A 23781-nucleotide genomic window follows, 5' to 3' on the forward strand; every position below is an offset into this window, starting at 1 on the left:
AAAATAGAGCGCGCAAAGATACACATTCTATTTTTATTAAAAGATTTAAATCAAATTTTCTACCAACTTGCTTTTTTAACACCTGGTATTAAACCTTGATTTGCCATTTCACGAAAAGTTACACGCGAAATACCAAATTGTCTCATATATCCTTTAGGACGACCAGTTAATTTACACCTATTGTGTAATCTAATTGGTGATGCATTTTTTGGTAATTTTTGTAATGCTTCATAATCGCCAGCTTCTTTTAAAGCTTTTCTTTTTTCAGCATATTTAGCAACTGTACGTTCTCTTTTGCGCTCACGCGCTTTCATTGATTCTTTAGCCATTTCTTAATTTTTTTTGAATGGTAAACCTAATTCTCCTAATAATGACTTCGCTTCTTTATCAGTATTTGCAGATGTTACAAATGTAATATCCATACCGTTAATTTTTTTAACTTGATCAATATTAATTTCTGGATAAATGATTTGTTCTGTAACTCCTAAATTGTAATTACCTCTTCCGTCAAACCCATTAGCTTTTATACCGTTAAAGTCTCTAACACGTGGTAAAGAAGCAGTAACTAACCTGTCTAAAAATTCATACATCTTATCTCCTCTTAACGTAACTTTTACACCAATTGGCATACCCTTACGTAATTTAAAAGATGCAACATCTTTTTTAGACATTGTAGAAATCGCTTTCTGACCAGTAATCTTAGTCAACTCCTCTACAGCATAATCTATTAATTTCTTATCTGCGATTGCAGCACCAACACCTTTAGAAACAACAATCTTTTCTAATTTAGGTACTTGCATTACATTCTTATAGCTGAATTCTTCAGTAAGACTTTTAATAACTCTTTCTTTATATTCCGCTTTTAATCTTGGTACGTAACTCATGATTAATTCTATTTATTCGTTTTTTTAGAGATTCTAGTCTTAGACTCCCCATCAACATTATAACCAACTCTTACAGCTACACCATCTTCTACCAACATAACGTTAGAAATATGCAATGATGCTTCTTTCTTTACAATACCGCCTTGAGGACTTTGAGCACTAGGTTTAGTGTGTTTAGAAACTAAATTCACACCTTCTACTAATACTCTATGCTTATCTTTGATAATTTGTAAAACTTTACCTTCAGATCCTTTATGATCACCTGCAATAACCTTTACAGTATCTCCTGATTTTATTTTGAACTTCTTCATTTGTGTAATAGTTTAAAGCACTTCAGGTGCTAATGATACAATTTTCATAAATTGCTTATCACGAAGCTCACGTGCAACAGGTCCAAAAACACGAGTTCCTCTCATCTCCTCTGTAGGGTTCAAAAGTACACAAGCGTTATCGTCAAATCTAATATAAGATCCGTCTTTACGTCTAACTTCTTTTTTAGTTCTTACAACAACTGCTCTAGATACTTGACCTTTCTTTACAGTTCCGTTTGGAGTTGCAGATTTAACAGATACAACAATCTTGTCTCCAATGCTTGCGTAACGTTTTTTTGTTCCTCCTAAAACTCTAATTACTAAAACTTCTTTTGCTCCAGTATTGTCTGCTACTTTTAATCTTGATTCTGTCTGTAACATATTATTTAGCTCTTTCTAGGATTTCTACTAATCTCCAACGTTTAGATTTACTCATAGGTCTTGTTTCCATGATCCTAACAGTATCTCCTTCGTTGCAATCATTCTGTTCGTCGTGTGCAACATACTTTTTCGTTTTTAAAACGAATTTACCGTACATTGGGTGTTTTACTCTTTTCGTTTCAGAAACAACAATAGATTTCTCCATTTTGCTACTAGAAACAACACCAATTCTCTCTTTTCTAAGATTTCTTTTTTCCATCTTTAAAACTGACTATAGAATTATTGTAATTCTCTTTTTGTTAATTCTGTTGCAATTCTTGCTACAGTTCTTCTTAAACTTCTCAACTGCAATGGATTCTCCATAGGAGTGATTGCGTGAGTCATTTTAAGATCGGTATAATTTTTTTGCAACGCTACCAACTTTTCATTTAGATCAGCTGTAGATAATTCTTTAATTTCTGATTGTTTCATTTTATTTAGAATTATGCGTTAATATCAAAATCTCTTGCGATTACAAACTTCGTTCTTACAGGAAGTTTTTGCGCAGCTAAACGAAGTGCTTCTTTTGCAACATCCATTGGTACACCACCAACTTCAAACAAAATTCTACCTGGTTTAATTACTGCTACGAAATGATCTGGAGCACCCTTACCCTTACCCATACGAACCTCTAAAGGTTTCTTTGTAATAGGTTTATCCGGAAAGATTTTAATCCATAACTGACCTTCTCTTTTCATATGACGAGTAGCTGCAATACGAGCTGCTTCAATCTGACGTGAAGTTAATAAATTCTGGTCCAAAGATTTTATACCAAACATTCCGTTAGAAAGTTGATTACCTCTTTGAGAGTTTCCAGACATATTTCCTTTGCCTTTCTGTACCTTACGATATTTTACTCTTTTTGGCTGTAACATTTTTAATTTCTAGTTTAAAAATTATTTTCTTCTACGTGGTTGACGTTTAGATCTATCACCACCTTTACCACCTTGCTTTTTAGACAAACCAACTAACGGAGATAATTCTCTTTTTCCATAAACCTCACCTTTCATTATCCATACTTTTACACCTAATCTACCATAGGTTGTATGCGCTTCAACTAAAGCATAATCAATGTCAGCTCTAAAAGTAGAAAGAGGAATTCTACCTTCTTTAAAATGTTCTGATCTAGCCATCTCTGCACCATTTAAACGACCTGAAATCTGAATTTTTATTCCTTCAGCATTCATACGCATAGTAGCAGCAATTGCCATTTTTATTGCTCTCTTGTAAGAAATTCTATTTTCAATTTGACGAGCAACACTAGTTGCAACTAATCTTGCATCTAATTCTGGACGTTTAATTTCAAAAATATTAATTTGAACCTCTTTACCTGTAATTTTTTTAAGCTCTTCCTTTAACTTATCTACTTCCTGACCTCCTTTACCAATAATAATTCCTGGACGTGCAGTTGTAATAGTAACGGTTACAAGTTTTAAAGTACGCTCTATAATTACTCTAGAAACACTTGCTTTAGATAATCTAGCATGAATATACTTTCTTATCTTATCATCTTCAGCAATTTTATCTCCGTAGTCATTTGCACCATACCAGTTAGATTCCCAACCTCTGATGATTCCTAAACGATTCCCTATTGGATTTGTTTTTTGTCCCATTTCTACTTTGATTAATTACTTAAATTTTTACTACCTAACTCTAAAGTTACGTGATTAGAACGCTTACGAATTCTATGAGCACGGCCTTGTGGAGCTGGTCTTAATCTTTTTAACATACCTGCGCTATCTACACAAATAGACTTTACGAATAAACCAGCATCTTCAATAGATGAATCTTCATTCTTTGCTTGCCAATTTGCAATTGCAGATAACAATAACTTCTCTAAATTAATAGATGCCTCTTTAGGGCTGAATTTTAAGATTTGTAAAGCTTTTTCAACTTCAACACCTCTTACCTGATCAGCAACTAAACGCATTTTTCTTGGTGATGTAGGACAGTTAGTAAGCTTAGCGAAAGCACGTTGCTTTCTGTCTGCTTTTAACTGATCTGCCATATTTTTTTTACGAACTCCCATTTCCTACTATTTTTTACCTTTATTTTTTGCACCTGCATGTCCTCTAAAAGAACGTGTTGGTGAAAATTCGCCTAATTTATGCCCTACCATATTTTCAGTAACGTAAACTGGTACAAACTGACGCCCATTATGAACAGCAATTGTTTGACCAACGAAATCTGGAGTTATCATACTTGCTCTTGACCAAGTTTTGATAACTGTTTTATTACCAGCTTCTACATTAGCTAAAACTTTTTTCTCTAACTTATAGTGAACGTAAGGTCCTTTTTTTAATGATCTTGCCATAACTTAATTATTTCTTTCTACGTTCTATGATATACTTATTACTAGCCTTAGTCTTAGATCTAGTCTTGTAACCTTTAGCAGGTATACCATTTCTTGATCTTGGATGACCTCCTGATGAACGACCTTCACCACCTCCCATTGGGTGATCAACTGGGTTCATTCTTACAGCATTAACTCTAGGTCTTCTACCTAACCATCTTCTTCTACCTGCTTTTCCAGAAACTAGTAATTGATGATCTGAGTTAGAAACAACACCAATTGTTGCTGTACAAGTTAATAAGATTAACCTTGTTTCCCCTGAAGGTAATTTCACAGTAGCATACTTACCATCTCTAGCCATTAACTGAGCAAAAGAACCTGCAGATCTTGCCATAACAGCACCCTGACCAGGACGTAATTCTAAACATGAAATTGTTGTTCCTAAAGGAATTTCACTTAAAGGCATTGCATTACCAATATCTGGTGTTTTACCACTACCAGAAACAATAGTTTGTCCTACTGATAAACCATTTTGAGCAATTACATAACGCTTTTCACCATCTGCATAACTAAGTAAAGCAATAAATGCAGTACGATTTGGATCGTACTCTATAGTTTTTACTGTTGCAGGAACATCTTTTTTATCTCTTTTAAAATCGATAATACGATATTTCTGCTTATGACCACCACCTATATTACGTGTAGTCATTCTACCTTGATTGTTTCGACCTCCAGATCTTTTTTTCGGTGCCAATAATGACTTTTCCGGCTTATCAGTTGTTATGGCGTCGAACCCATTTACAACTCTAAAACGCTGACCTGGTGTTATTGGTTTTAATTTTCTAACTGACATGTTGTCTTTTGTTAAATATTGTTATAAAAATCAATACTTTCTCCTTCTGCTAATTGTACAATAGCTTTCTTATACCCACTCTTAATACCAGTTACTAAACCTTTTTTAGTATACTTTGTATTTCTTTGAATTGGATAGTTTAAAGTTTTTACACTTGATATAGAAACACCATAAGCAGCCTCAACTGCACTTTTGATTTCTAATTTATTAGCATTTTTATCTACAACAAAAGTATAACGATTAAATAATTCGCTATCGTTTGTCGCTTTTTCCGTAATAATAGGTTTAATTAAAATACTCATTTCCCTATTTGCTTAAATTTGAATTAATTCCTTCTAAAGAACCTTCTGTTAATACAATCTTATTAGCATTTAAAACACCATAAGTATTAATTTCTGAAGCCTTAATTACTTTAGAGTTTTTAATGTTACGTGATGATAAATATACGTTTGAATTTTCACCATCTAAAACAAATAATGATTTTTTAGAGTCTAATTTCAATGATTTTAATACGTCAACGAAATTTTTAGTCTTTGGAGAATCAAAATTGAAATCTTCAAGAACTACTAAATTTTTATCATTTGCCTGTATACTTAAAGCAGATTTTCTAGCTAAACGCTTTAAATTTTTATTTAACTTAAAAGAATAACTTCTTGGTCTTGGTCCAAACATACGACCACCACCTCTAAAAACACCAGACTTAATAGATCCTGCTCTTGCAGTACCTGTACCTTTTTGCTTTTTTATCTTTCTAGTAGAACCAACAATTTCAGCTCTTTCTTTAGATTTATGTGTACCTTGACGCTGATTTGCCAAATACTGTTTTACATCTAAATAAATCGCATGATCATTAGGTTCAATACCAAATACATCTTTAGAAAGCTCAACCTTTCTACCTGTATCTTTTCCTGTAATATCTAAAACTGCTACTTTCATTATTTCTGAATAGTTACAAAAGCGTTTTTATGCCCAGGAACTGCTCCCTTAACAACAAGTAAGTTCTTTTCAGCAACTACTTTTAACACTCTTAAGTTTTGTACTTTCACTTTCTCTCCACCCATTCTACCTGCCATTCGCATTCCTTTGAACACTCTTGCAGGATAAGATGCAGCACCAATAGAACCAGGGGCCCTTAAACGGTTGTGTTGACCATGAGTAGCTTGACCCACACCAGCAAAACCATGACGCTTAACAACACCTTGAAAACCTTTACCTTTAGAAGTTCCAGAAATATCTACGAACTCTCCTTCATCAAAATGCTCTAGAGTAATAGTATCACCTAATTTATACTCATTTTCAAACCCTTGAAATTCAACAACTTTTTTCTTAGCAGTGGTGCCAGCTTTTTTAAAGTGACCGTCTAACGCTTTGTTAGAACTCTTTGCTTTTTTGTCATCGAAACCAAGTTGTAACGCATTGTATCCGTCAACCTCTTCGGTTCTGACTTGGGTAACAACGCAAGGACCCGCTTCGATTACTGTACATGGAATATTCTTTCCATTTTCATCAAATAAGCTGGTCATTCCAATCTTTCTACCTATTAACCCAGACATTAATTTTAAATTTTAAGACGATAGATTATTTTCCAGCGCGTCTATTTCTACTAATTGTTTGAAACAAATGTTTCGTTCTGTCTTTCACCTTTGCTTAAAAAAAAAGCGTTAAAACAAATTCAACGCTGATTTTGTTTTTCCGTTTTTCCTTTGCGAAACGCTCTGGACATGTAATTTTACAACTAAAAAGGAAGTAAAATTGTTAACCTTACTCTATTTCGGGTTGCAAAAGTATTAAAAACTTTTGATTTAACAAAATTGTTAAATCAAAAGTTTTTAAACAATACTTACACTTTGATTTCTACTTCGACACCACTTGGTAACTCAAGCTTCATTAAAGCATCAATAGTTTTCGAAGAAGAACTATAAATATCTAATAATCTTTTGTAAGCGGCTAATTGAAATTGCTCTCTAGATTTTTTGTTTACGTGTGGTGAACGTAAAACGGTAAAAATCTTTTTATGCGTTGGTAAAGGTATTGGACCATTAACTATTGCTCCAGTACTTTTAACTGTCTTTACAATCTTTTCAGCAGACTTATCTACTAAATTGTAATCGTAAGACTTTAATTTTATTCTAATTTTTTGACTCATCTTATTTATTTTAGTAGATTATCCTTTAGCAGCAGCAATTACTTCTTCTGAAATATTAGAAGGAGTTTCTGCATAGTGAGAAAATTCCATTGTTGATGTTGCTCTACCAGAAGACATTGTTCTTAAAGCAGTAACATAACCAAACATTTCTGATAATGGAACTACAGCTTTTACAACTTTAGCACCAGCTCTATCTGACATATCGTTTACTTGACCTCTTCTTCTGTTAAGATCACCAACAATATCTCCCATGTTTTCTTCTGGAGTTAATACTTCTAACTTCATTAACGGCTCCATGATTTTCGCTTTTGCAGCTTTTGCGGCAGCTTTATATCCTAATTTTGCAGCTAACTCAAAAGATAGTTGATCTGAATCCACTGCGTGGAATGAACCATCCTTTAAAGTAACTTTCATAGAATCCATCTCATAACCTGCTAATGGTCCATTTCTCATTGCTTCCTTGAAACCTTTCTCTACTGAAGGAACAAATTCTTTTGGCACGTTTCCACCTTTAATGATAGATGAAAACTGTAAACCTTGAATACCTTCGTCAGCTGGCTCCATTGTAAATACAATATCTGCAAACTTACCACGTCCACCAGATTGCTTTTTATAAACTTCTCTGTGATCTGCAGCTGCAGTAATAGCTTCTTTATACTCTACTTGAGGTTGACCTTGGTTAACTTCAACTTTAAATTCTCGCTTTAAACGATCTACAATTACATCTAAGTGTAACTCACCCATACCAGAAATAATAGTCTGACCTGAAGCTTCGTCTGTTCTAACTGTAAACGTAGGATCTTCTTCTGCTAATTTACCTAAACCAATACCTAACTTATCAACGTCAGCTTTAGTTTTTGGTTCAACAGCGATACCAATTACTGGATCTGGAAAATCCATTGACTCTAAGACAATAGGATGCTTTTCATCAGATAAAGTATCTCCTGTTTTAATAGATTTAAAACCTACAGCAGCACCTATATCTCCAGCTTCAATAAAATCAATTGCATTTTGCTTGTTAGCATGCATTTGATAGATACGTGAAATACGCTCTTTCTTGTTAGATCTGTTATTTAGAACATAAGAACCAGCATCTAAACGACCTGAATAAGCTCTAAAAAATGCTAAACGACCTACAAAAGGATCTGTAGCAATCTTAAATGCTAAAGCAGCAAAAGGCTCCTTTACATCTGGTTTACGTAATTCTTTCTCCTCTGTATCTGGATTAACCCCTACAATACCTTCTTTATCAGTAGGAGAAGGTAAATAACGACAAACGGCATCTAATAAGAACTGAACACCTTTATTTTTGAATGCTGAACCACAAATCATAGGTATGATAGCCATATCCATAACAGCAGCTCTTAAAGCAGCATGTACTTCTTCTTCAGTAATAGAATCTTCATCTTCCATGAATTTTTCTAGTAAGTTCTCATCGTAACTTGCTACTTCTTCAATTAATAAAGCTCTATATTTTTTTGCTTCAGCTTTTAATTCTTCAGGAATTTCAATAACATCAAAAGTTGCTCCTTGAGTTTCATCATGCCATACAATAGCACGGTTTTTTACTAAATCAATAATACCTTTAAAATCATCCTCTTCACCAATATTTAAAACAATTGGCACAGCATTAGATTTTAACATATCTTTTACTTGCTGACAAACTCCTAAAAAATCAGAACCTTGACGGTCCATTTTGTTAACAAATCCGATTCTTGGCACTTTGTAGTTATCAGCTAATCTCCAGTTTGTTTCTGACTGTGGCTCTACACCATCAACAGCAGAAAATAAAAAAACCAAACCATCTAATACACGTAAAGATCTATTTACTTCAACAGTAAAATCTACGTGACCAGGAGTATCAATAATATTAAAATGATATCCTTTAGTTTCTGGTGTTGGCTGGGCATTCTCTAATGGAAACTGCCAAGTACAAGTTGTAGCAGCAGAAGTAATTGTAATACCTCTTTCTTGCTCTTGCTCCATCCAATCCATAGTAGCTGCACCATCATGAACTTCTCCAATTTTATGAGAAACTCCTGTATAATACAATACACGCTCCGTAGTTGTGGTCTTACCTGCATCAATATGTGCTGCAATACCAATATTTCTTGTATATTTTAAATCTCTAGCCATTTGTATTAAAATCTAAAGTGTGAGAATGCTTTGTTTGCTTCTGCCATCTTATGAGTATCTACTCTTTTCTTAACAGCAGCACCTTCTTCTTTAGCCGAAGCTAAAATTTCAGCCGCTAAACGCTGTGCCATGGTTTTTTCATTTCTCTTACGAGTATATAAAATCATCCATTTGATAGCCATAGACACCTTACGATCTGGCCTAATTTGCATTGGAATTTGAAAAGTTGCACCACCAACTCGTCTTGAACGAACCTCTACGTGTGGCATAACATTAGACAAGCCTTCTTTCCAAATTTCTAAAGCTGATTTTTCTTCACCTTCTCCTTTTCTTTCCTCTACAATGTCTAATGCATCATAAAATACTTTAAATGCTACTGACTTCTTACCACTCCACATTAAGTTATTCACGAAACGTGTTACTAACTGATCATTAAATTTTGGATCTGGTAATAAGACTCTTTTTTTTGCTGCTCTTTTTCTCATGTTTTACATTAAAAAAGTTACTAATTTTACTTTTTTGGGCGTTTTGCACCATACTTAGATCTACGTTGGGTTCTACCCTCAACACCTGCTGTATCTAATGCTCCACGTACCACGTGATATTTAACACCTGGTAAATCTTTTACCCTTCCACCTCTAACTAATACTATCGAGTGCTCTTGTAAGTTATGACCCTCACCTGGAATGTATGCGTTTATCTCATTACCATTTGTCAATCTAACTCTGGCAACTTTACGCATTGCTGAATTAGGTTTCTTTGGTGTTGTAGTGTAAACACGTGTACAAACTCCACGTCTTTGAGGACTTCCCTGCAAAGCAGCCGATTTACTCTTCTTAGTTATTTTGGTTCTTCCTTTACGAACTAATTGTTGAATAGTTGGCATACTAAATAATTACTGTTTTTCGTTTATAATTAAACTTTGCTCTTTTTTAAGAGTCCGCAAATGTACAATTAATTTCTAATTATTCAAATATCAATAAGTTATTTTTTAAAAATGATTTTTTGCAAGCTATTTTAATAAAATAGTTACTTTTGAAGAGATTCAAAAACAATCCTTGAAAAACAGAAAAAAATTCATCTTAATTCATGTAACAATACTCTTTTTTACCACAAATTTTTTTGGTCAAAATTTAGAGCTTAGCATCACGTCAAATGAAAAAAATGAGAAAAGTGTATTAAATAATATTGATTACCAAAAAAAACACAAAAACAAATCCTCAATTAAATTAGAAACTCAAAAAATAACCAAACACCTAAAAACAATTGGATATTTTACCAATAAAATAGATAGCACTGTATTTAAAAACAAAAAAGCCATAATATTTTTTAATTTAGGAAAAAAAATAGATTATGCAGTTATAAATATTAGTAACATAGATAAACTTTTAATAAAAGGATTTAAAATTACAAACGATTCTATAAAATTACCAATCAAAGAGGTGGATTTTTTCCTAAGAAAAATATCTCAACAATTAGATAATGAAGGAAAATCATTCTCTGAAGTTCATCTAGAAGAAACCAGAGTATATAAAAATTATTTACTCGCCTCTCTTAACATTAAGGAATCTGAAAAAAGAAAAATACAAAAAATTATTATTAAGGGTTATGAAGATTTTCCCAGGTCATTTATAAGAAATTATTATAAAATTGATAAAGATGTTATTTTTAATCAAAAAAAAATAAATAGAATTTACGAACTTACAAATCAACTTAATTTTATAGAACAATTAAAAAAACCTGAAGTTTTATTTAAACCAGATTCTACTCACATATATCTTTACCTAAGAAAAAAAAACAATAATAGTATTGATGCCTTGCTAAATTTCGGATCAAAAGAAAATGGAAAACTATTTTTTAATGGAAACTTAAACCTAGAACTTAATAACACATTAAATTATGGAGAAGGATTTAAATTAATTTGGAATAAAATTGACGAAAACAGACAAGAACTAAATCTCTCTACTAAAATTCCCTATTTTCTTAAAAGCACTATATCTCCAGAAATAAATTTTTCTTTATACAGACAAGACTCAAGTTTTGTTACAACCAAACTTAGATCTTTAATTAGATACAAACTCAACTCAAGAAATAATTTTTCTATAAGTTACGATATAGAAACTTCAAACAACAATTCATTAACAAACACTGAAATTGAGAGTTATAAAAATTACTTTTTTGGAATAGGCTACGAGTTCCAGAAAAAAATAAACCCAAAAAGTAAAATAGACTTTAATATTTCTACTGAATTTGGTGTTAGAGAAACAGTAAGCAAAACAAAACAACAAAAAATTACAAGCAACATATCTTACACTTACACATTAAACAATAGGAATCATTTTTACTTAGAAAATAATACAGGATACTTAAACTCAAAAAATCTTCTATTAAATGAGCTCTTTAGAATAGGAGGTGTTAATACAATAAGAGGATTTAATGAACAGAGCATATTTACAGACAAATATTCATACTTTAATATCGAGTATAGGCACAAAACAAACACAGCGTCTTATTTATACACGATAACTGACATAGGGATCTATAAACACAACTTACAACATAATTCTATATTAGGATTAGGGCTAGGATATTTATACGAAACAAAACGTTATCAAATAAATTTAGGGATAGCCACAGGAAAGATGAATAAAGAAAAAATTAATTTTCAAAATGCAAAACTTCTTTTAAGTTGGAAGAATTATTTTTAAGGTTTTATTCTACTCTACACAAATAATTTATAAAACTATTGTGAATACAAACCCACAAATACTGAGATAATGAAATTATTTTAAAGAAATTATTGTTAAAAAATTGTTTTTTTAAGTTTTATTTAAGACTTTTGGAATTAATTAATTCAAATAATTATATAATGAAGACAAAGTTTAATGGAATTTTAACGCTATTACTAGCGTTTGTAGTGCAAATATCCTTTGCACAAGAGAAGACTGTCTCAGGTACAGTTTCTGATGAATCAGGAAATTTACCAGGAGTTAGCATTATTATTAAAGGAAGTACAAAAGGTACAGAAACTGACTTTGATGGTAAGTATTCTATTCAAGCTAAAACAGGAGATGTTTTAGTATTTAGATATTTAGGTTATAAGGCAAGTGAAAGAACTGTTGGTGCTTCAAACGTAATCAACGTAAAACTAGCTGAAGATGCAAATGTTTTAGATGAGATAGTTGTTGTAGGTTATGGTACATCAACTAAACAAGCATTCGTAGGAACAGCTTCTGTTGTAAAGCAAGAACAACTAGAGGTGAAAAACTTCTCTAACGTTTCTCAGGCACTTACTGGAGAGGTAGCTGGGGTAACAATAATTAATGGTTCTGGACAACCAGGTACTGTTGGTGCAATTAGAATTAGAGGGTATGGATCTGTAAATGGTAACAGAGCTCCTTTATACGTAGTTGATGGTGTTCCTTTTTCTGGGAGTATCAACTCTATTAACCCAAGTGATATTGCTAGTACAACAATATTAAAAGATGCAACTGCAACTGCAATTTATGGTTCTAGAGGTGCAAATGGTGTTGTATTAATTACTACAAAAGGTGGTACTGCTAGTAACTCTTATATAGAGGTAGATATCAAAACAGGTGTTAATGATCAAATCATTCCTAGATATGATGTTATTACAGATCCTGAAGAATACATTGGATATGTATGGGAAGGAATCAAAAACAGAGGTGTTGTAACAGGAAATCCTGATCCAGTTGCCTTTGCTAATGCGAACTTATTTACAGGAAACTATGTAGCTCCAGGTTACAATATGTGGAATGCTACTAGTGGAGCAGATTTAATAGATCCTACTACAGGAACTGTTCGTCCAGGAGTTACAAGAAAGTATACGCCATTAAGATATGCAGACGTTGCTTTTGATTCAGCAATAAGAACTGAAACAAACTTAAGAATGGGTGGTGGTAATAAAGATACTAGATACTTTGCTTCTTTTGGTTACTTAGATGATAATGGATATTCTATTAACACTAGTTTTAAAAGATATACTACTCGTTTAAATTTAATCAGTGACATTAAGCCATGGTTAAAATTAAAAAGTAATATCGGTTATGCATATTCTGAGAATGTTGCAAACGGTCAAATTGCTGGTTCAGAAAACGTTTTTGAATTTGCAGACAAAATGGCTCCAATTTTCCCAGTATTCTTAAGAGATGATAATGCTGAATTAGTACCTGATTTATTTTATGGTGGATTCCAGTATGATTACGGTTCTCTTTCTGGTTTTAGAGATAGACCAAATGCAAACGGATTAAACCCTATTGGTTCAGCGAAGTATGACTTTAATGGAACAAATCGTCATGAAATGAATGGAAACTTTTCTGCTACATTTAAATTTACTGAAAATTTATCTGCAGAAGTTAGATATGGTGTTCAATTTGCAACTCAAAAAAATAGAGACTACACTAACAAATTTTATGGTGGTGGTCAAGCAACTAGTGGAGATATTACAATCAATGACTTTTCTAGTATAACACAAAACATTTTACAGATTGTAAGATATAATAATTCTTGGGGAGATCATTCATTTGATGCTTTAGTAGCACATGAAAGTAATGACTTTGAGCAAAACTTTGCTTCAGCTTCAAAAGGATTACAAGTAAGTCCATTTTTATATGACTTAGATAACTTCCAATCTAGTTTAGGTTTACCTTCAGGCTCTACTAGTGGATTTACAATTGAATCTTACTTTAGTCAGTTCAACTATAATTTTGACCAAAAGTATTTCTTTTCAGCTTCTGTAAGAACAGATGGATCTTCAAGATTCGTAAATGAAAAATGGGGAACATTTGGTTCAGTTGGTGCTTCTTGGGTAGTAAGTAACGAAGATTTTTTACAAGACAGTATCTTTAGCTTCTTAAAAATTAAAACTTCTTACGGTATAACAGGGGACCAATCAGGTGTTGGATTCTTTTCTGGATACAACACGTATAATGCAGGTAATTTAGGTGGAAGTATATCTTTAGCTCCTGGTTCTAACGGTAACCCAGATTTAACTTGGGAAACTACTAATCAATTGCAAGTTGGTGCTGAAATGAGTTTTGGTAAATACTTAGATGTAAACTTAGACTACTATAACAAGTTAACAGATAACTTAATCTTTAACCGTTTTGTAGGACCTTCTCAAGGTATTTCTTCTATTACAGTTAACGATGGAGAATTAATCAATGCTGGTTTAGAATTTGATATTACTGGTCATTTAGTAGATACTAAAGACTTTACTTTAGATTTATCTGTAAACGGTGAAATGGTTAACAATGAAATTACTGTAATGCCATTAGATCCTGCAACTGGAGAGCCTCAATTATTAACTCCAAGTGGATCTTATGCAAGATCTAAAGGAAGATCAATTTTTGATTTCTACATGAGAGAATGGGCTGGAGTAGATCCTTCTGATGGTGCACCAATGTGGTACCAATACTACGATGACGTAAACAACAACGGTGTTTTAGATGCTGGAGAACCTTCTTCTTATTCAAGTGGATCTTGGGTTCCTGAAGATGCTACTATAACTAACAATACTGGTTCTATCGTTGAATATGAACAAAAAGTTCCTGGTGCAAACATTAAGAAAACAGTTACTAAGGTTTATTCTGATGCTTCTGATGTATATGCTGATAAATCTGCAATCGCAGATGTAAGAGGTGCTTTCCGTTTAGGAGGTACTTGGGGTAACTTTAACTTTGGTACACAATTTACCTATAGTTTAGGAGGTTATGCTTATGATGGACAATATGCAGAATTAATGTCAGATCGTTTTGGTGCAGTTGGTAACAACTTCCACAAAGATATTGCTAACAGATGGCAAAAACCAGGAGACATTACTAATGTTCCTGCTTTAACTGATAACGCTATCGTTAACGGTACTTCTACATCAACTAGATTTATAACTTCTACAGATTACTTAGCATTAAACAATGTTAATATCGGATATAATATACCAAAACAATATTTAGATAAAATTTCTGTACAAACTGTGAACATATGGTTTTCTGCAGATAATTTATTTAATGCTACTGCACGTCGTGGTTTCCTTCCAAATACAAGAGAAACTGGAAATTCTGGACGAAGATTTTATGCGCCAATGACAACAATGACATTAGGTGTTAGAGTGAAATTTTAATATTAAAATTTAAATTTAAAAAAACATGAATAAATTAATAAAATTCGGATTACTCTCTGCATTAGCGATATCAACAGTAAGCTGTGGAGACGATTTTCTTGAGAAGCCTGCCTTAGAAGGATCTGCTTCTTTAACATCATCACAATTAGAGCAAGCCTCTAGTATTGACCCTGAAGTTACAGGTGCATTAATGGGTGGTGTATATAGTTTAACCTTTACTTTTGGTTCAGGTGGAACGAGTGGACATGATGACTTTGGTCACAAATCTTATGATATTTTTAGTGATATGTTATCTGGAGATATGGCCTTAAGTACAAGTACTTATGGTTGGTACAGAGCATCTATTACTGAATACCAATCTACGCAAGATTTTACTTACGGAGACAACAGACAAGTATGGAGATATTACTATAGAATTGTAAGAGGTTGTAACGAAGTAATTGATGGATTAGGAGGTACAGATGTAACTCCAGAAAGTGATGCTAATAAAGCAATTATGGGACAGGCAAAAGCGTTGCGTGCTCATTCTTACTTTTATTTAACTCAGTTTTTCCAAAAAGAATATAATGGTGCAGAAGAAATTTTGCCAATCTACAGAAGTGCTACGGACTTAAATGGTCCTAAAGTTACTGCTGCTGAGATATATGATCTTATGGAGTCTGATTTAACTGAAGCTATTTCTTTATTAGATGGATTTACAAGAGGTAATAAAACTGAAATAAACAAATCAGTTGCACAAGGTATTTATGCTTATGTGTTAGGTGCAAGAGGTACAGATTATACTAAAGCGTATAATATGGCTAAAGCAGCTATCAACGGATATGCTTTAATGAGTGCTTCTGAAATTACTGGAGGCTTTACAAACGTAAACACTCCAGGATGGATGTGGGGCGTTGACTTAAATGATGAAATTGGTTTAGGATTAGTTTCATGGTGGGGTCAAATGGATTACTTTGCATACAGTTACCCAGCATTTGGGGATGCAAAATCTATGGATCAAGGATTATTTGATGCAATTCCAGCAAATGATGCTAGAAAAGCACAATTTAATGATGCTCCAGGAACATATGCACACCTTATGCCTTTAGGTAAGTTTTACAATGCAGCTAGAACACGTTATGGTGTTACTAGAATTGTACAAGATGATTATGTTTATATGAGAGTTGCAGAAATGCACTTATTAGCTGCAGAATATGCACTAAAATCAGGTAATGCTTCACAAGCTAAAGCGGAATTAACTGCATTAGTTAGTAACAGAGTTCCAGATGCATCTTATATTGGTGGATTAAACGACAATCAATTAGCTGATGAAATCTATTTACAGACAAGAATAGAGTTATGGGGAGAAGGAAAAAGCTACTTAGCAATGAAGCGTAATGAAGCTACAGTTACTAGAGGGTCTAACCACCTATCTTTTGTTGGAACTTCAATTCCTTACAATGATGAGCGTATGACATTTGAAATTCCAGAAGGAGAGATTCAATTCAACCCTTTCATATCAACTCAAAACAACTAATAACTTTTTGAATAGGAGATTTATTTAATCTCCTATTCATTTTAAATTTTAAAAGAATGAAACAATTTAAATTATATACATTACTATTTTTAAGCTTAGCTTTATTTAGTAGTTGTGAGGAAGAGGTAGAGGCTCCAAATACACCTTACGCTTCTTTTGAATCATACTTTTCAACTGATGTAACTGTTACACCAGGAGAAAACTATAACAAATCTATTAGCGTATACACAGCTGACATTACAGATACGGACAGAACTATAAATTTAACAGCATCAGGATCTATTTCTGCTGCTTCTTATACAATGCCAACTTCTGTAACAATTCCAGCAAATTCTAACGAAGCAACTTTAGACTTAGTGTTCAACGAAACTGATTTAGAAATTATTTCTGATAAAACATTAACTATTGAAATGGTTGGTAGTGAAGAAATGAGCGTGGGTGAAGCTATTACTTTAAACGTAGCTAAGGGTTGTCCTGCAGGTGAAGGTAAAGTTAAAATTGCAGTAGAGCTAGATAAATATCCAGAAGAAGTATACTGGAGAATTATAAACACTGACCTTGATGAAGTAGTAATGGCTAATAATGCAACTGCTGCCTTTGGAGGTTATGCTGGGTTAACTGGTACTCAAAGAGATGCGGCATGTTTAGTAAACGGAAATTATAAATTTGAAATATATGATGGATACCAAGATGGTGCAGGAGCTGTTGAAATCACTGTAAACGGAGTACAAGTATTTACAACGAATGGTGATTATGGTGCTGGTACAACTAGTACATTTGTTGTAAACTAAACAAAACATTACATTACAATATTTTAAAAATCGTAATCATTTTTGATTACGATTTTTTTTATTTAAACAAAATACTTTGACAGAAACAACTAACATTTTCGGATTAAGAGCTATTATTGAAGCAATTGAAAGCGGCTCAACAATTAATAAAATTTACTTGCAAAAAGGGTTAAGAGGGAGTTTGTATTATGAATTAGATAAACTAATAAAAGACTCTAAAATTGCTACAAGTACTGTACCTGTAGAAAAACTAAATAGGTTATCAAAAAACAGTAATCATCAAGGAGCAGTTGCACAAATTTCTCCAATAGATTTCTACGATTTAGAAACTTTGTTAGATGATACCCTAGAGGCTGATAAAGTCCCATTCTTTTTAATATTAGACCAATTATCTGATGTAAGAAACTTTGGTGCAATTATTAGAACTGCAGAATGTACTGGAGTTAATGGTATCATAATCCAAAAAAATGGAAGTGCCCCTGTAAATGCAGAGACCATAAAAACCTCTGCAGGAGCAGCGTTTAAAATGCCTATTTGTAAAGTAGATCATATCAAAGATGCACTTTTTATACTACAAGCATCAAATATTAAAACGGTTGCAGCCACAGAGAAAACAGAAAGTTCTATCTATGATGTAAACTTTAATCAGCCTATAGCAGTGATTATGGGTTCTGAACATAGAGGAGTTAATCCATCCGTTTTAAAAATGGTAGATTATAAAGCGAAGTTACCTTTATTAGGTAATATAGAATCTTTAAACGTATCTGTAGCTTGTGGTGTATTTTTATACGAAACTGTGAGACAAAGAAGCATTAATTAATAACATCAAGATTTTCTTTAGATTCTTCAGGATGAATTAGATAGCCATTTTCATCAAATAGCAAATCAAACTCTGTTGAACTGAATTCATAATCTTTTCTTACCAAACCATTTTTTCGGTAAATAAAAGCTAATACTAAACCAACTAGAAAACCAGATAAGTGACCTTCCCAAGACATACCATCTTTTACAGGAAACACATACCAAATCATACTACCATAAAGAAAAATTACAATAAACGATAGCGCAACTAATCTATAATGTTTTCGAATGATGCCACTAAAAAACACAAAGCTAAATAGTAAATAGACGATTCCACTAGCTCCTATGTGATAGGAATCTCTAGCTATTAACCAAGTTGCCAAACCCGTTAATAAACCACCAATTATTAAAATTTTAAAGGCAATATCTTTATAGAAGTAGAACAAACTACTTAATAGTACAAACAAGGGGATAGAATTATTGAATAAGTGACTTGTATTACTATGTAAAAAATGAGTAAACACTATGCCTCTTAAGCCTTCTATTGTTCTGGGAAATATTCCGTATTTATTTAAATTAAAACCATACTTTATTTCCATTGCATATATACCCCAAATCAGAAGGATAAATAAAGTAGGAACTATAAAAGGTGAAGTTTTATTTTGTAACTCAGCTTCTTGCATATGCCAAAATAAACAAAAACCTAACCAAAAGATAATTTGACAACTTCTGTCATAAATCTTTGTATTTTTGTGCTATGAATGAACCTTTGGCAGAAAGAATAAGACCTAAGAATTTAGAGGATTACATAAGTCAGCAACATTTGGTTGGACCAAAAGGTATATTAACCAATCTTATAAAACAAGGTATTATTCCATCTCTTATTCTATGGGGTCCTCCAGGAATAGGAAAAACCACATTAGCCAATATTATTGCTACTGAATCTAATAGACCTTTTTACACCTTAAGTGCTATAAGTTCTGGAGTAAAAGATGTAAGAGAAGTTATAGAAAAAGCGAAAAAAAGTGGGGGTTTATTTACTGCTAAAAATCCTATTTTATTTATCGATGAAATACATAGATTTAGTAAATCGCAACAAGATTCTTTATTAGGCGCAGTAGAAAAAGGATGGGTTACTTTAATAGGAGCCACTACAGAAAACCCTAGTTTTGAAGTAATACCTGCACTTTTATCTAGGTGTCAGGTTTATATTTTAAATTCTTTTGATAAGGACGATTTAATAGCACTTTTAAAACGCGCAATCCAAAAAGATGTAATTATAGCCACAAAAAAGATAAAACTCTCTGAAACTGATGCTTTGTTGCGTGTTTCTGGAGGAGATGCTCGAAAATTATTAAATATTTTTGAACTGCTGGTATCTGCAGAAGAAACTGTAGAAATTACCAATGACTATGTCTTAGAAAAAATTCAGCAAAACACAACCAGATATGATAAAACTGGAGAGCAGCATTATGACATTATTTCAGCTTTTATTAAATCTATAAGAGGCAGTGATCCTAATGCAGCTGTATATTATTTAGCAAGAATGATTGAAGGTGGTGAAGATGTAAAATTTATTGCACGAAGATTACTAATTTTAGCTTCTGAAGATATTGGAAATGCAAATCCTACAGCATTAATTTTGGCGAACAATACATTTCAGGCAGTAGCTGTAATTGGCAATCCAGAGTCTAGAATTATTTTGAGTCAGTGTGTGGTTTATTTAGCCAATTCAGCAAAAAGTAACGCTTCTTATTTAGCCATAAATAAAGCACAAAGCTTGGTAAAAACTACTGGAGATTTATCTGTCCCTCTTCATTTAAGAAATGCTCCTACCAAACTAATGAAAGATTTAGATTATGGTAAAAGTTATAAGTACTCACATGATTATCCTAATAATTTTGCTGAACAAGAATTTTTACCTGAAGAAATAGCTGGCACTAAATTATACGAACCAGGAAATAATGCAAGAGAAAATCAGTTTAATGAGATTCTAAAAAAGCGTTGGAAAAATAAGTACAACTACTAAAATTTTATCTGTAGTTCTTCCTGAATTAAGTTTGATGCTTTATAGTATTCTACAATCCACTTACCCACTTTTTCATATACAATCCCTTTTTCATTTTTAAGGATATATACTTTGCTCTTATTGGTTTTTAATAAAGTTTAGACAATTTCTGGTTTCGAATTGACCAATTGAAAACCATTAGTTATGGGTTGTGCATAAAGAACATGTGTTGGTAAATCTAATTTCACCTTTTTATAAACCTTTTGTTTCTTTACTTCTTTTGCTAACTTCTCATTCTTCATCGTTATCTCATATGTTTCATCAGAGATATTGGCAGCAACTACATCTTTGTTTTTACTCTTTATCAAACTAACATCTATATAACTGTATTTAAAATCAGTCATGGTTTTATGTGCCTTTCTTATACTTTCATGATAGGCTTTCTTATAATCTTTAAACTTGCTCTTCCCTACTCCAGAAGTATAAATTACTTTACCAAAGCAATCTTTAGCTTCGAAATAACTTTTGGTTAGTAACATAGAAGAATCAACCTTTATGGTTACTATTAAGACTGCACATTTACTTTCTATTAATGGATCTGGAATAGTTTCGTTACTCAAATAAACAGGAAAGCCATTTTTCTGTAATAAGAATTTTGTGAGAGAACTGGTTTGATAAGCATCTACAGTATTCACAAAATCAAACTGATTTGGTACAATAATATATTGGTACTTCTCTAGCTTACTTTGCTGACTATAAATACACATTGTCACACCAAGTAATAAAGTAAAAAGTATTTTTTTTTATCATTTTAATTGAATATTAAGTTAAACCCTAATTGAAAAGAAGCGCTATTTGCAGAAGACAAATCTCCATATTCTAATAAATTATCTACCAATCCATAAAAATTAACGTTCCCTAATTGAACTGATAAACCAACTCCAACATTGGTATAAGAAAAATCATCTATAGTATAGGTTTATTTAGTGTGTATTTTATTAGTAATCGCTTTTTCATAAAAACCTGTTAATGCTAATAGTGAACTTAAAGGTCTAAACACATTATATAATTGCAATCCTATTGCATCTGTATAAAAATTTTTATAAGTATTGTCATAACAGATTTTACTTCTATACTCTCCAAAATTATATTTTAAGGCTAGATTCAATTTTGTAGGTCTCCAAGAAATATACGATTCAAAATCATCTGTCACTAGAATTTCATCTTGAAAACGCTGATCTATTTCATCCCAATTTTCAAAATTATTATCGTTATCAAATTCTAATGCAACACCTTCAAAAACAAAATTTCCTGTAATACTTGTGTTCTTGGTATTCTTCTTATGGTTGATAAAACCAAGATCAAAAATACTTCCTGAAAACTCCAATTGTGGTGTAATTCTATAGGTTACTCCTACATCTATACCCAAACCTAAATTACTTCCAAAAACTGTATTTTTAAGATAAGAATTAACATCTGTGATGTATTCATTATTTTCTATTAAACCAGATGTTTTAAACTTTAAATTTACATCTGTAAGATAATGGGTGCATATATTATTAATTCCACCAGTTGTTGTAAATAAACCTGTATTGTTATTCGATTCTACGTTTAAGGCAGAAGAATAAATTTTAAACCTACCTCCTATGGTTAACTTATCGTCTACTTTTTTAGAGATACCTGTATGCAAAACGCCTAAAAAATCTGCTTTATACCATACACCTGCTACACTAAAAGCTCTATTTACATGAGGTGCATTGCCTTCGCTAATAAAATCTAATGCATCTTTAGGGTAATACCCAATTGCATCTAATTCTTGATAAAAACCAAAACTTAAATAGTAATCATCCTTAAGTCTAAAACCTGCATTTAGAATTTCTATCTGTGTATTTATTTTGGTAAAATCTCTATAAGACAAATTACGAATGGCCTCTGCAATTTTATCATTAATAGAGCGATTATCATTGGCAAAAATATCAGACAATACCACTCCTTTAGATCCAAAATCTGATGATATTCCAGATAACAAAGGCACACCAACATGAAATTTATAGTTTACTTCAGAAGCAGGGTTTAACAGCAAAGTTTGTGGTAGTTCTGCAAAATTATAAAGAATCTGTTTGTTCTGAGCTAATGTTTGCAACACCATAAAAAACAGAACTAGGTTAATAAGTTTTTTCATCTTAAAGTTCTGATTCTATATAAAGTATTACTGAAGACTTAAACTCAAACTCACTAGTATCATTAGGATTCATATTCGTGCCTGTATCTTCTAACTCTGCTCTAATTCTTACTTTGGTTGTATTTACAATTGCAGGATTTGTACTAATAAAAACCTCTTCTGTAAATGTGTTTTCTAAATCACCTGCAGGAATTACAATGGATGTAAATTGATATAAAAGTGTATTATTATCATCTAAGAAAGAAACATTAATAGTAAAACCTCTATCAAACTCATTTTTAATTAGCGTATTAAAATCTATCTTTACAATATCATTCTTTACAAAAGAATCTTCGAAAACTCTAAAATCTGATTCTGATGTAATACTTGTTTCTTGAACACCAGCAGCATTAAAAAACTGACCTGGAACTACTGAGAAAAAGTTAGTGAAGATATAATTACTGGCTTGTATATATACTCATTTATTTGATCAAAATCTAACTCTTCATGACTAGAGTTGAATACCAAGAAACAGCAAATTATACTTATTCTAAGTATAATTTTCATAATTAAATGTTTAAGTCTTAACGTTATTACAATTATAGATATTGCTTTAATTCATTCAGTGCTGTAATACTTTCAAAATCTGAATTATCTATAGTCTCATTATCAAAATTACAATGAATTGCTTTTATTCCAGAATTGATTGCTCCATAAATATCTGCTTCAATACTATCTCCAATCATTATTGAATTATTTTTAGTTGCATTTGCTTTCTCTAGAGCAAATTCAAAAACTCTAGGATTTGGCTTTTTAACACCCACAGATTCTGAGGTAACAATCACATCAAAATAATCTAGAATTTTAGAAGACGCCATCTTTTTCGCCTGAATTTCCTCAAATCCATTGGTTATAATGTGCAAGTCATACTTGTCTTTCAGGTAATCTAGTATTTCGAAAGTACCAGCAAATAAATGGTTAAAATGAGGCAGAAAATTGATATATTCAATAGCTATGATATCTATTAAATCGTCAGATATTTCAAAATTAATAGCTTCAAAAGTATTTTTTAGTCTACGATATCTAAGCTCACTCTTTGTAATTTTTTCTTCTCTGTAGAGCCTCCAAAACTCTAAATTTAAAGGTTTATAGACTTCTAAAAACTTGTCTAAATCAATTATTATTTTTTGTTTTTCAAATACTTTTTGAAAAGCCAAATCAGAATTTTTTTCAAAATCCCAAAGTGTGTGATCTAAATCAAAAAAAATATGTTGAATCGTGTTTTTTTTCATTGCTTTTTAAAGTTTAGCTTTGTTAATTAA

At 32.0% G+C, this 23781-nt stretch carries 29 protein-coding genes; 7 read left to right on the plus strand and 22 right to left on the minus strand.

Translation table 11 applies throughout. From position 1 onward, the window contains the following. Positions 1-59 precede the first annotated feature (59 nt). From rpsN to rpsL, 18 genes are all read right to left on the minus strand, one after another. Complete coding sequence (gene rpsN / locus Q0L44_RS10200; RefSeq protein WP_053973144.1) at positions 60-329, minus strand: 30S ribosomal protein S14; 270 nt, start codon at positions 327-329, stop codon at positions 60-62. A gap of 3 nt (positions 330-332) precedes the next feature. After that, positions 333-884: a 50S ribosomal protein L5 gene (gene rplE, locus Q0L44_RS10205; RefSeq protein ID WP_296638116.1), complete on the minus strand. Its 552-nt coding sequence runs from the start codon at positions 882-884 to the stop codon at positions 333-335. An 8-nt stretch (positions 885-892) separates the two neighbouring features. After that, positions 893-1195 (minus strand): 50S ribosomal protein L24, encoded by a 303-nt coding sequence (gene rplX / locus Q0L44_RS10210; protein ID WP_296638117.1) that lies wholly within the window; start codon positions 1193-1195, stop codon positions 893-895. Positions 1196-1207: 12 nt separating this feature from the next. Next, positions 1208-1576 carry a 50S ribosomal protein L14 gene (gene rplN / locus Q0L44_RS10215; protein ID WP_053973146.1) on the minus strand — a complete coding sequence of 123 codons (369 nt, stop codon included), beginning with the start codon at positions 1574-1576 and terminating at the stop codon, positions 1208-1210. A 1-nt stretch (position 1577) separates the two neighbouring features. Next, the gene (gene rpsQ / locus Q0L44_RS10220) at positions 1578-1835 is read right to left on the minus strand and encodes a 30S ribosomal protein S17 (protein ID WP_015482229.1); all 258 of its coding nucleotides are present in this window, start codon (positions 1833-1835) and stop codon (positions 1578-1580) included. A gap of 20 nt (positions 1836-1855) precedes the next feature. Next, entirely contained in the window at positions 1856-2047 is a 192-nt protein-coding gene (rpmC, locus tag Q0L44_RS10225) for a 50S ribosomal protein L29 (RefSeq protein WP_296638120.1), read from the minus strand. 11 nt (positions 2048-2058) lie between these two features. After that, positions 2059-2490 carry a 50S ribosomal protein L16 gene (rplP, locus tag Q0L44_RS10230; protein ID WP_053973147.1) on the minus strand — a complete coding sequence of 144 codons (432 nt, stop codon included), beginning with the start codon at positions 2488-2490 and terminating at the stop codon, positions 2059-2061. A 21-nt stretch (positions 2491-2511) separates the two neighbouring features. Next, positions 2512-3228: a 30S ribosomal protein S3 gene (gene rpsC / locus Q0L44_RS10235; protein WP_296638122.1), complete on the minus strand. Its 717-nt coding sequence runs from the start codon at positions 3226-3228 to the stop codon at positions 2512-2514. An 11-nt stretch (positions 3229-3239) separates the two neighbouring features. After that, positions 3240-3644, minus strand: a complete 405-nt coding sequence (gene rplV / locus Q0L44_RS10240; protein WP_015482225.1) for a 50S ribosomal protein L22 — start codon at positions 3642-3644, stop codon at positions 3240-3242. Positions 3645-3650: 6 nt separating this feature from the next. Then, positions 3651-3929, minus strand: coding sequence for a 30S ribosomal protein S19 (gene rpsS / locus Q0L44_RS10245; RefSeq protein WP_015482224.1), 279 nt, complete (start codon positions 3927-3929; stop codon positions 3651-3653). A gap of 7 nt (positions 3930-3936) precedes the next feature. After that, positions 3937-4761 (minus strand): 50S ribosomal protein L2, encoded by an 825-nt coding sequence (gene rplB / locus Q0L44_RS10250; RefSeq protein WP_296638126.1) that lies wholly within the window; start codon positions 4759-4761, stop codon positions 3937-3939. Positions 4762-4772: 11 nt separating this feature from the next. Further along, complete coding sequence (gene rplW / locus Q0L44_RS10255; protein WP_296638127.1) at positions 4773-5063, minus strand: 50S ribosomal protein L23; 291 nt, start codon at positions 5061-5063, stop codon at positions 4773-4775. 4 nt (positions 5064-5067) lie between these two features. Continuing rightward, complete coding sequence (rplD, locus tag Q0L44_RS10260) at positions 5068-5697, minus strand: 50S ribosomal protein L4 (RefSeq protein WP_296638128.1); 630 nt, start codon at positions 5695-5697, stop codon at positions 5068-5070. Beyond that, positions 5697-6314 carry a 50S ribosomal protein L3 gene (gene rplC, locus Q0L44_RS10265; protein WP_296638129.1) on the minus strand — a complete coding sequence of 206 codons (618 nt, stop codon included), beginning with the start codon at positions 6312-6314 and terminating at the stop codon, positions 5697-5699. The genes rplD and rplC overlap by 1 nt, the downstream gene beginning before the upstream one ends. 287 nt (positions 6315-6601) lie before the next feature. Next, positions 6602-6907, minus strand: coding sequence for a 30S ribosomal protein S10 (gene rpsJ / locus Q0L44_RS10270; protein ID WP_015482219.1), 306 nt, complete (start codon positions 6905-6907; stop codon positions 6602-6604). Positions 6908-6925: 18 nt separating this feature from the next. Next, positions 6926-9043 (minus strand): elongation factor G, encoded by a 2118-nt coding sequence (fusA, locus tag Q0L44_RS10275; protein ID WP_296638130.1) that lies wholly within the window; start codon positions 9041-9043, stop codon positions 6926-6928. 5 nt (positions 9044-9048) lie between these two features. Next, positions 9049-9528: a 30S ribosomal protein S7 gene (gene rpsG / locus Q0L44_RS10280; RefSeq protein WP_296638131.1), complete on the minus strand. Its 480-nt coding sequence runs from the start codon at positions 9526-9528 to the stop codon at positions 9049-9051. A gap of 26 nt (positions 9529-9554) precedes the next feature. Further along, complete coding sequence (gene rpsL, locus Q0L44_RS10285) at positions 9555-9929, minus strand: 30S ribosomal protein S12 (protein ID WP_015482216.1); 375 nt, start codon at positions 9927-9929, stop codon at positions 9555-9557. Positions 9930-10101: 172 nt separating this feature from the next. Between rpsL and Q0L44_RS10290 the strand changes: the two genes are divergently transcribed. The 5 genes from Q0L44_RS10290 to rlmB all read left to right on the plus strand — a co-directional run bounded on the left by Q0L44_RS10290 (position 10102) and on the right by rlmB (position 18309). Continuing rightward, the gene (locus tag Q0L44_RS10290) at positions 10102-11751 is read left to right on the plus strand and encodes a ShlB/FhaC/HecB family hemolysin secretion/activation protein (RefSeq protein WP_296638132.1); all 1650 of its coding nucleotides are present in this window, start codon (positions 10102-10104) and stop codon (positions 11749-11751) included. Positions 11752-11912: 161 nt separating this feature from the next. Next, positions 11913-15182 carry a SusC/RagA family TonB-linked outer membrane protein gene (locus tag Q0L44_RS10295; protein ID WP_296638133.1) on the plus strand — a complete coding sequence of 1090 codons (3270 nt, stop codon included), beginning with the start codon at positions 11913-11915 and terminating at the stop codon, positions 15180-15182. A gap of 25 nt (positions 15183-15207) precedes the next feature. Further along, positions 15208-16698 carry a RagB/SusD family nutrient uptake outer membrane protein gene (locus tag Q0L44_RS10300; RefSeq protein WP_296638134.1) on the plus strand — a complete coding sequence of 497 codons (1491 nt, stop codon included), beginning with the start codon at positions 15208-15210 and terminating at the stop codon, positions 16696-16698. A 56-nt stretch (positions 16699-16754) separates the two neighbouring features. Further along, positions 16755-17489 carry a hypothetical protein gene (locus Q0L44_RS10305; protein ID WP_296638135.1) on the plus strand — a complete coding sequence of 245 codons (735 nt, stop codon included), beginning with the start codon at positions 16755-16757 and terminating at the stop codon, positions 17487-17489. A gap of 76 nt (positions 17490-17565) precedes the next feature. Then, entirely contained in the window at positions 17566-18309 is a 744-nt protein-coding gene (gene rlmB, locus Q0L44_RS10310) for a 23S rRNA (guanosine(2251)-2'-O)-methyltransferase RlmB (protein WP_296638136.1), read from the plus strand. On the opposite strand, the gene Q0L44_RS10315 is transcribed toward rlmB, so the two are convergent. Then, a complete protein-coding gene (locus Q0L44_RS10315) occupies positions 18302-18973 on the minus strand; it encodes a rhomboid family intramembrane serine protease (RefSeq protein WP_296638137.1) in 672 nt (223 codons plus the stop codon). The two genes, rlmB and Q0L44_RS10315, sit on opposite strands and share 8 nt — an antisense overlap. A 74-nt stretch (positions 18974-19047) precedes the next feature. On the opposite strand from Q0L44_RS10315, the gene Q0L44_RS10320 reads away from it, so the two are divergent. Next, positions 19048-20319: a replication-associated recombination protein A gene (locus Q0L44_RS10320; protein WP_296638138.1), complete on the plus strand. Its 1272-nt coding sequence runs from the start codon at positions 19048-19050 to the stop codon at positions 20317-20319. 137 nt (positions 20320-20456) lie between these two features. On the opposite strand, the gene Q0L44_RS10325 is transcribed toward Q0L44_RS10320, so the two are convergent. Together Q0L44_RS10325 and Q0L44_RS10330 are read right to left on the minus strand one after the other, a co-directional pair. Continuing rightward, complete coding sequence (locus Q0L44_RS10325; RefSeq protein WP_296638139.1) at positions 20457-21065, minus strand: hypothetical protein; 609 nt, start codon at positions 21063-21065, stop codon at positions 20457-20459. Positions 21066-21277: 212 nt separating this feature from the next. Then, positions 21278-22480, minus strand: a complete 1203-nt coding sequence (locus tag Q0L44_RS10330) for a DUF5723 family protein (protein ID WP_296638140.1) — start codon at positions 22478-22480, stop codon at positions 21278-21280. A gap of 77 nt (positions 22481-22557) precedes the next feature. On the opposite strand from Q0L44_RS10330, the gene Q0L44_RS10335 reads away from it, so the two are divergent. Then, positions 22558-22692 (plus strand): hypothetical protein, encoded by a 135-nt coding sequence (locus Q0L44_RS10335; RefSeq protein ID WP_296638141.1) that lies wholly within the window; start codon positions 22558-22560, stop codon positions 22690-22692. A 366-nt stretch (positions 22693-23058) separates the two neighbouring features. On the opposite strand, the gene Q0L44_RS10340 is transcribed toward Q0L44_RS10335, so the two are convergent. Beyond that, the gene (locus tag Q0L44_RS10340) at positions 23059-23751 is read right to left on the minus strand and encodes a YjjG family noncanonical pyrimidine nucleotidase (RefSeq protein WP_296638142.1); all 693 of its coding nucleotides are present in this window, start codon (positions 23749-23751) and stop codon (positions 23059-23061) included. Between the last annotated feature and the right edge of the window lie 30 nt (positions 23752-23781).

Source organism: Polaribacter sp. (genome assembly GCF_024639685.1).
Lineage (GTDB): Bacteria > Bacteroidota > Bacteroidia > Flavobacteriales > Flavobacteriaceae > Polaribacter.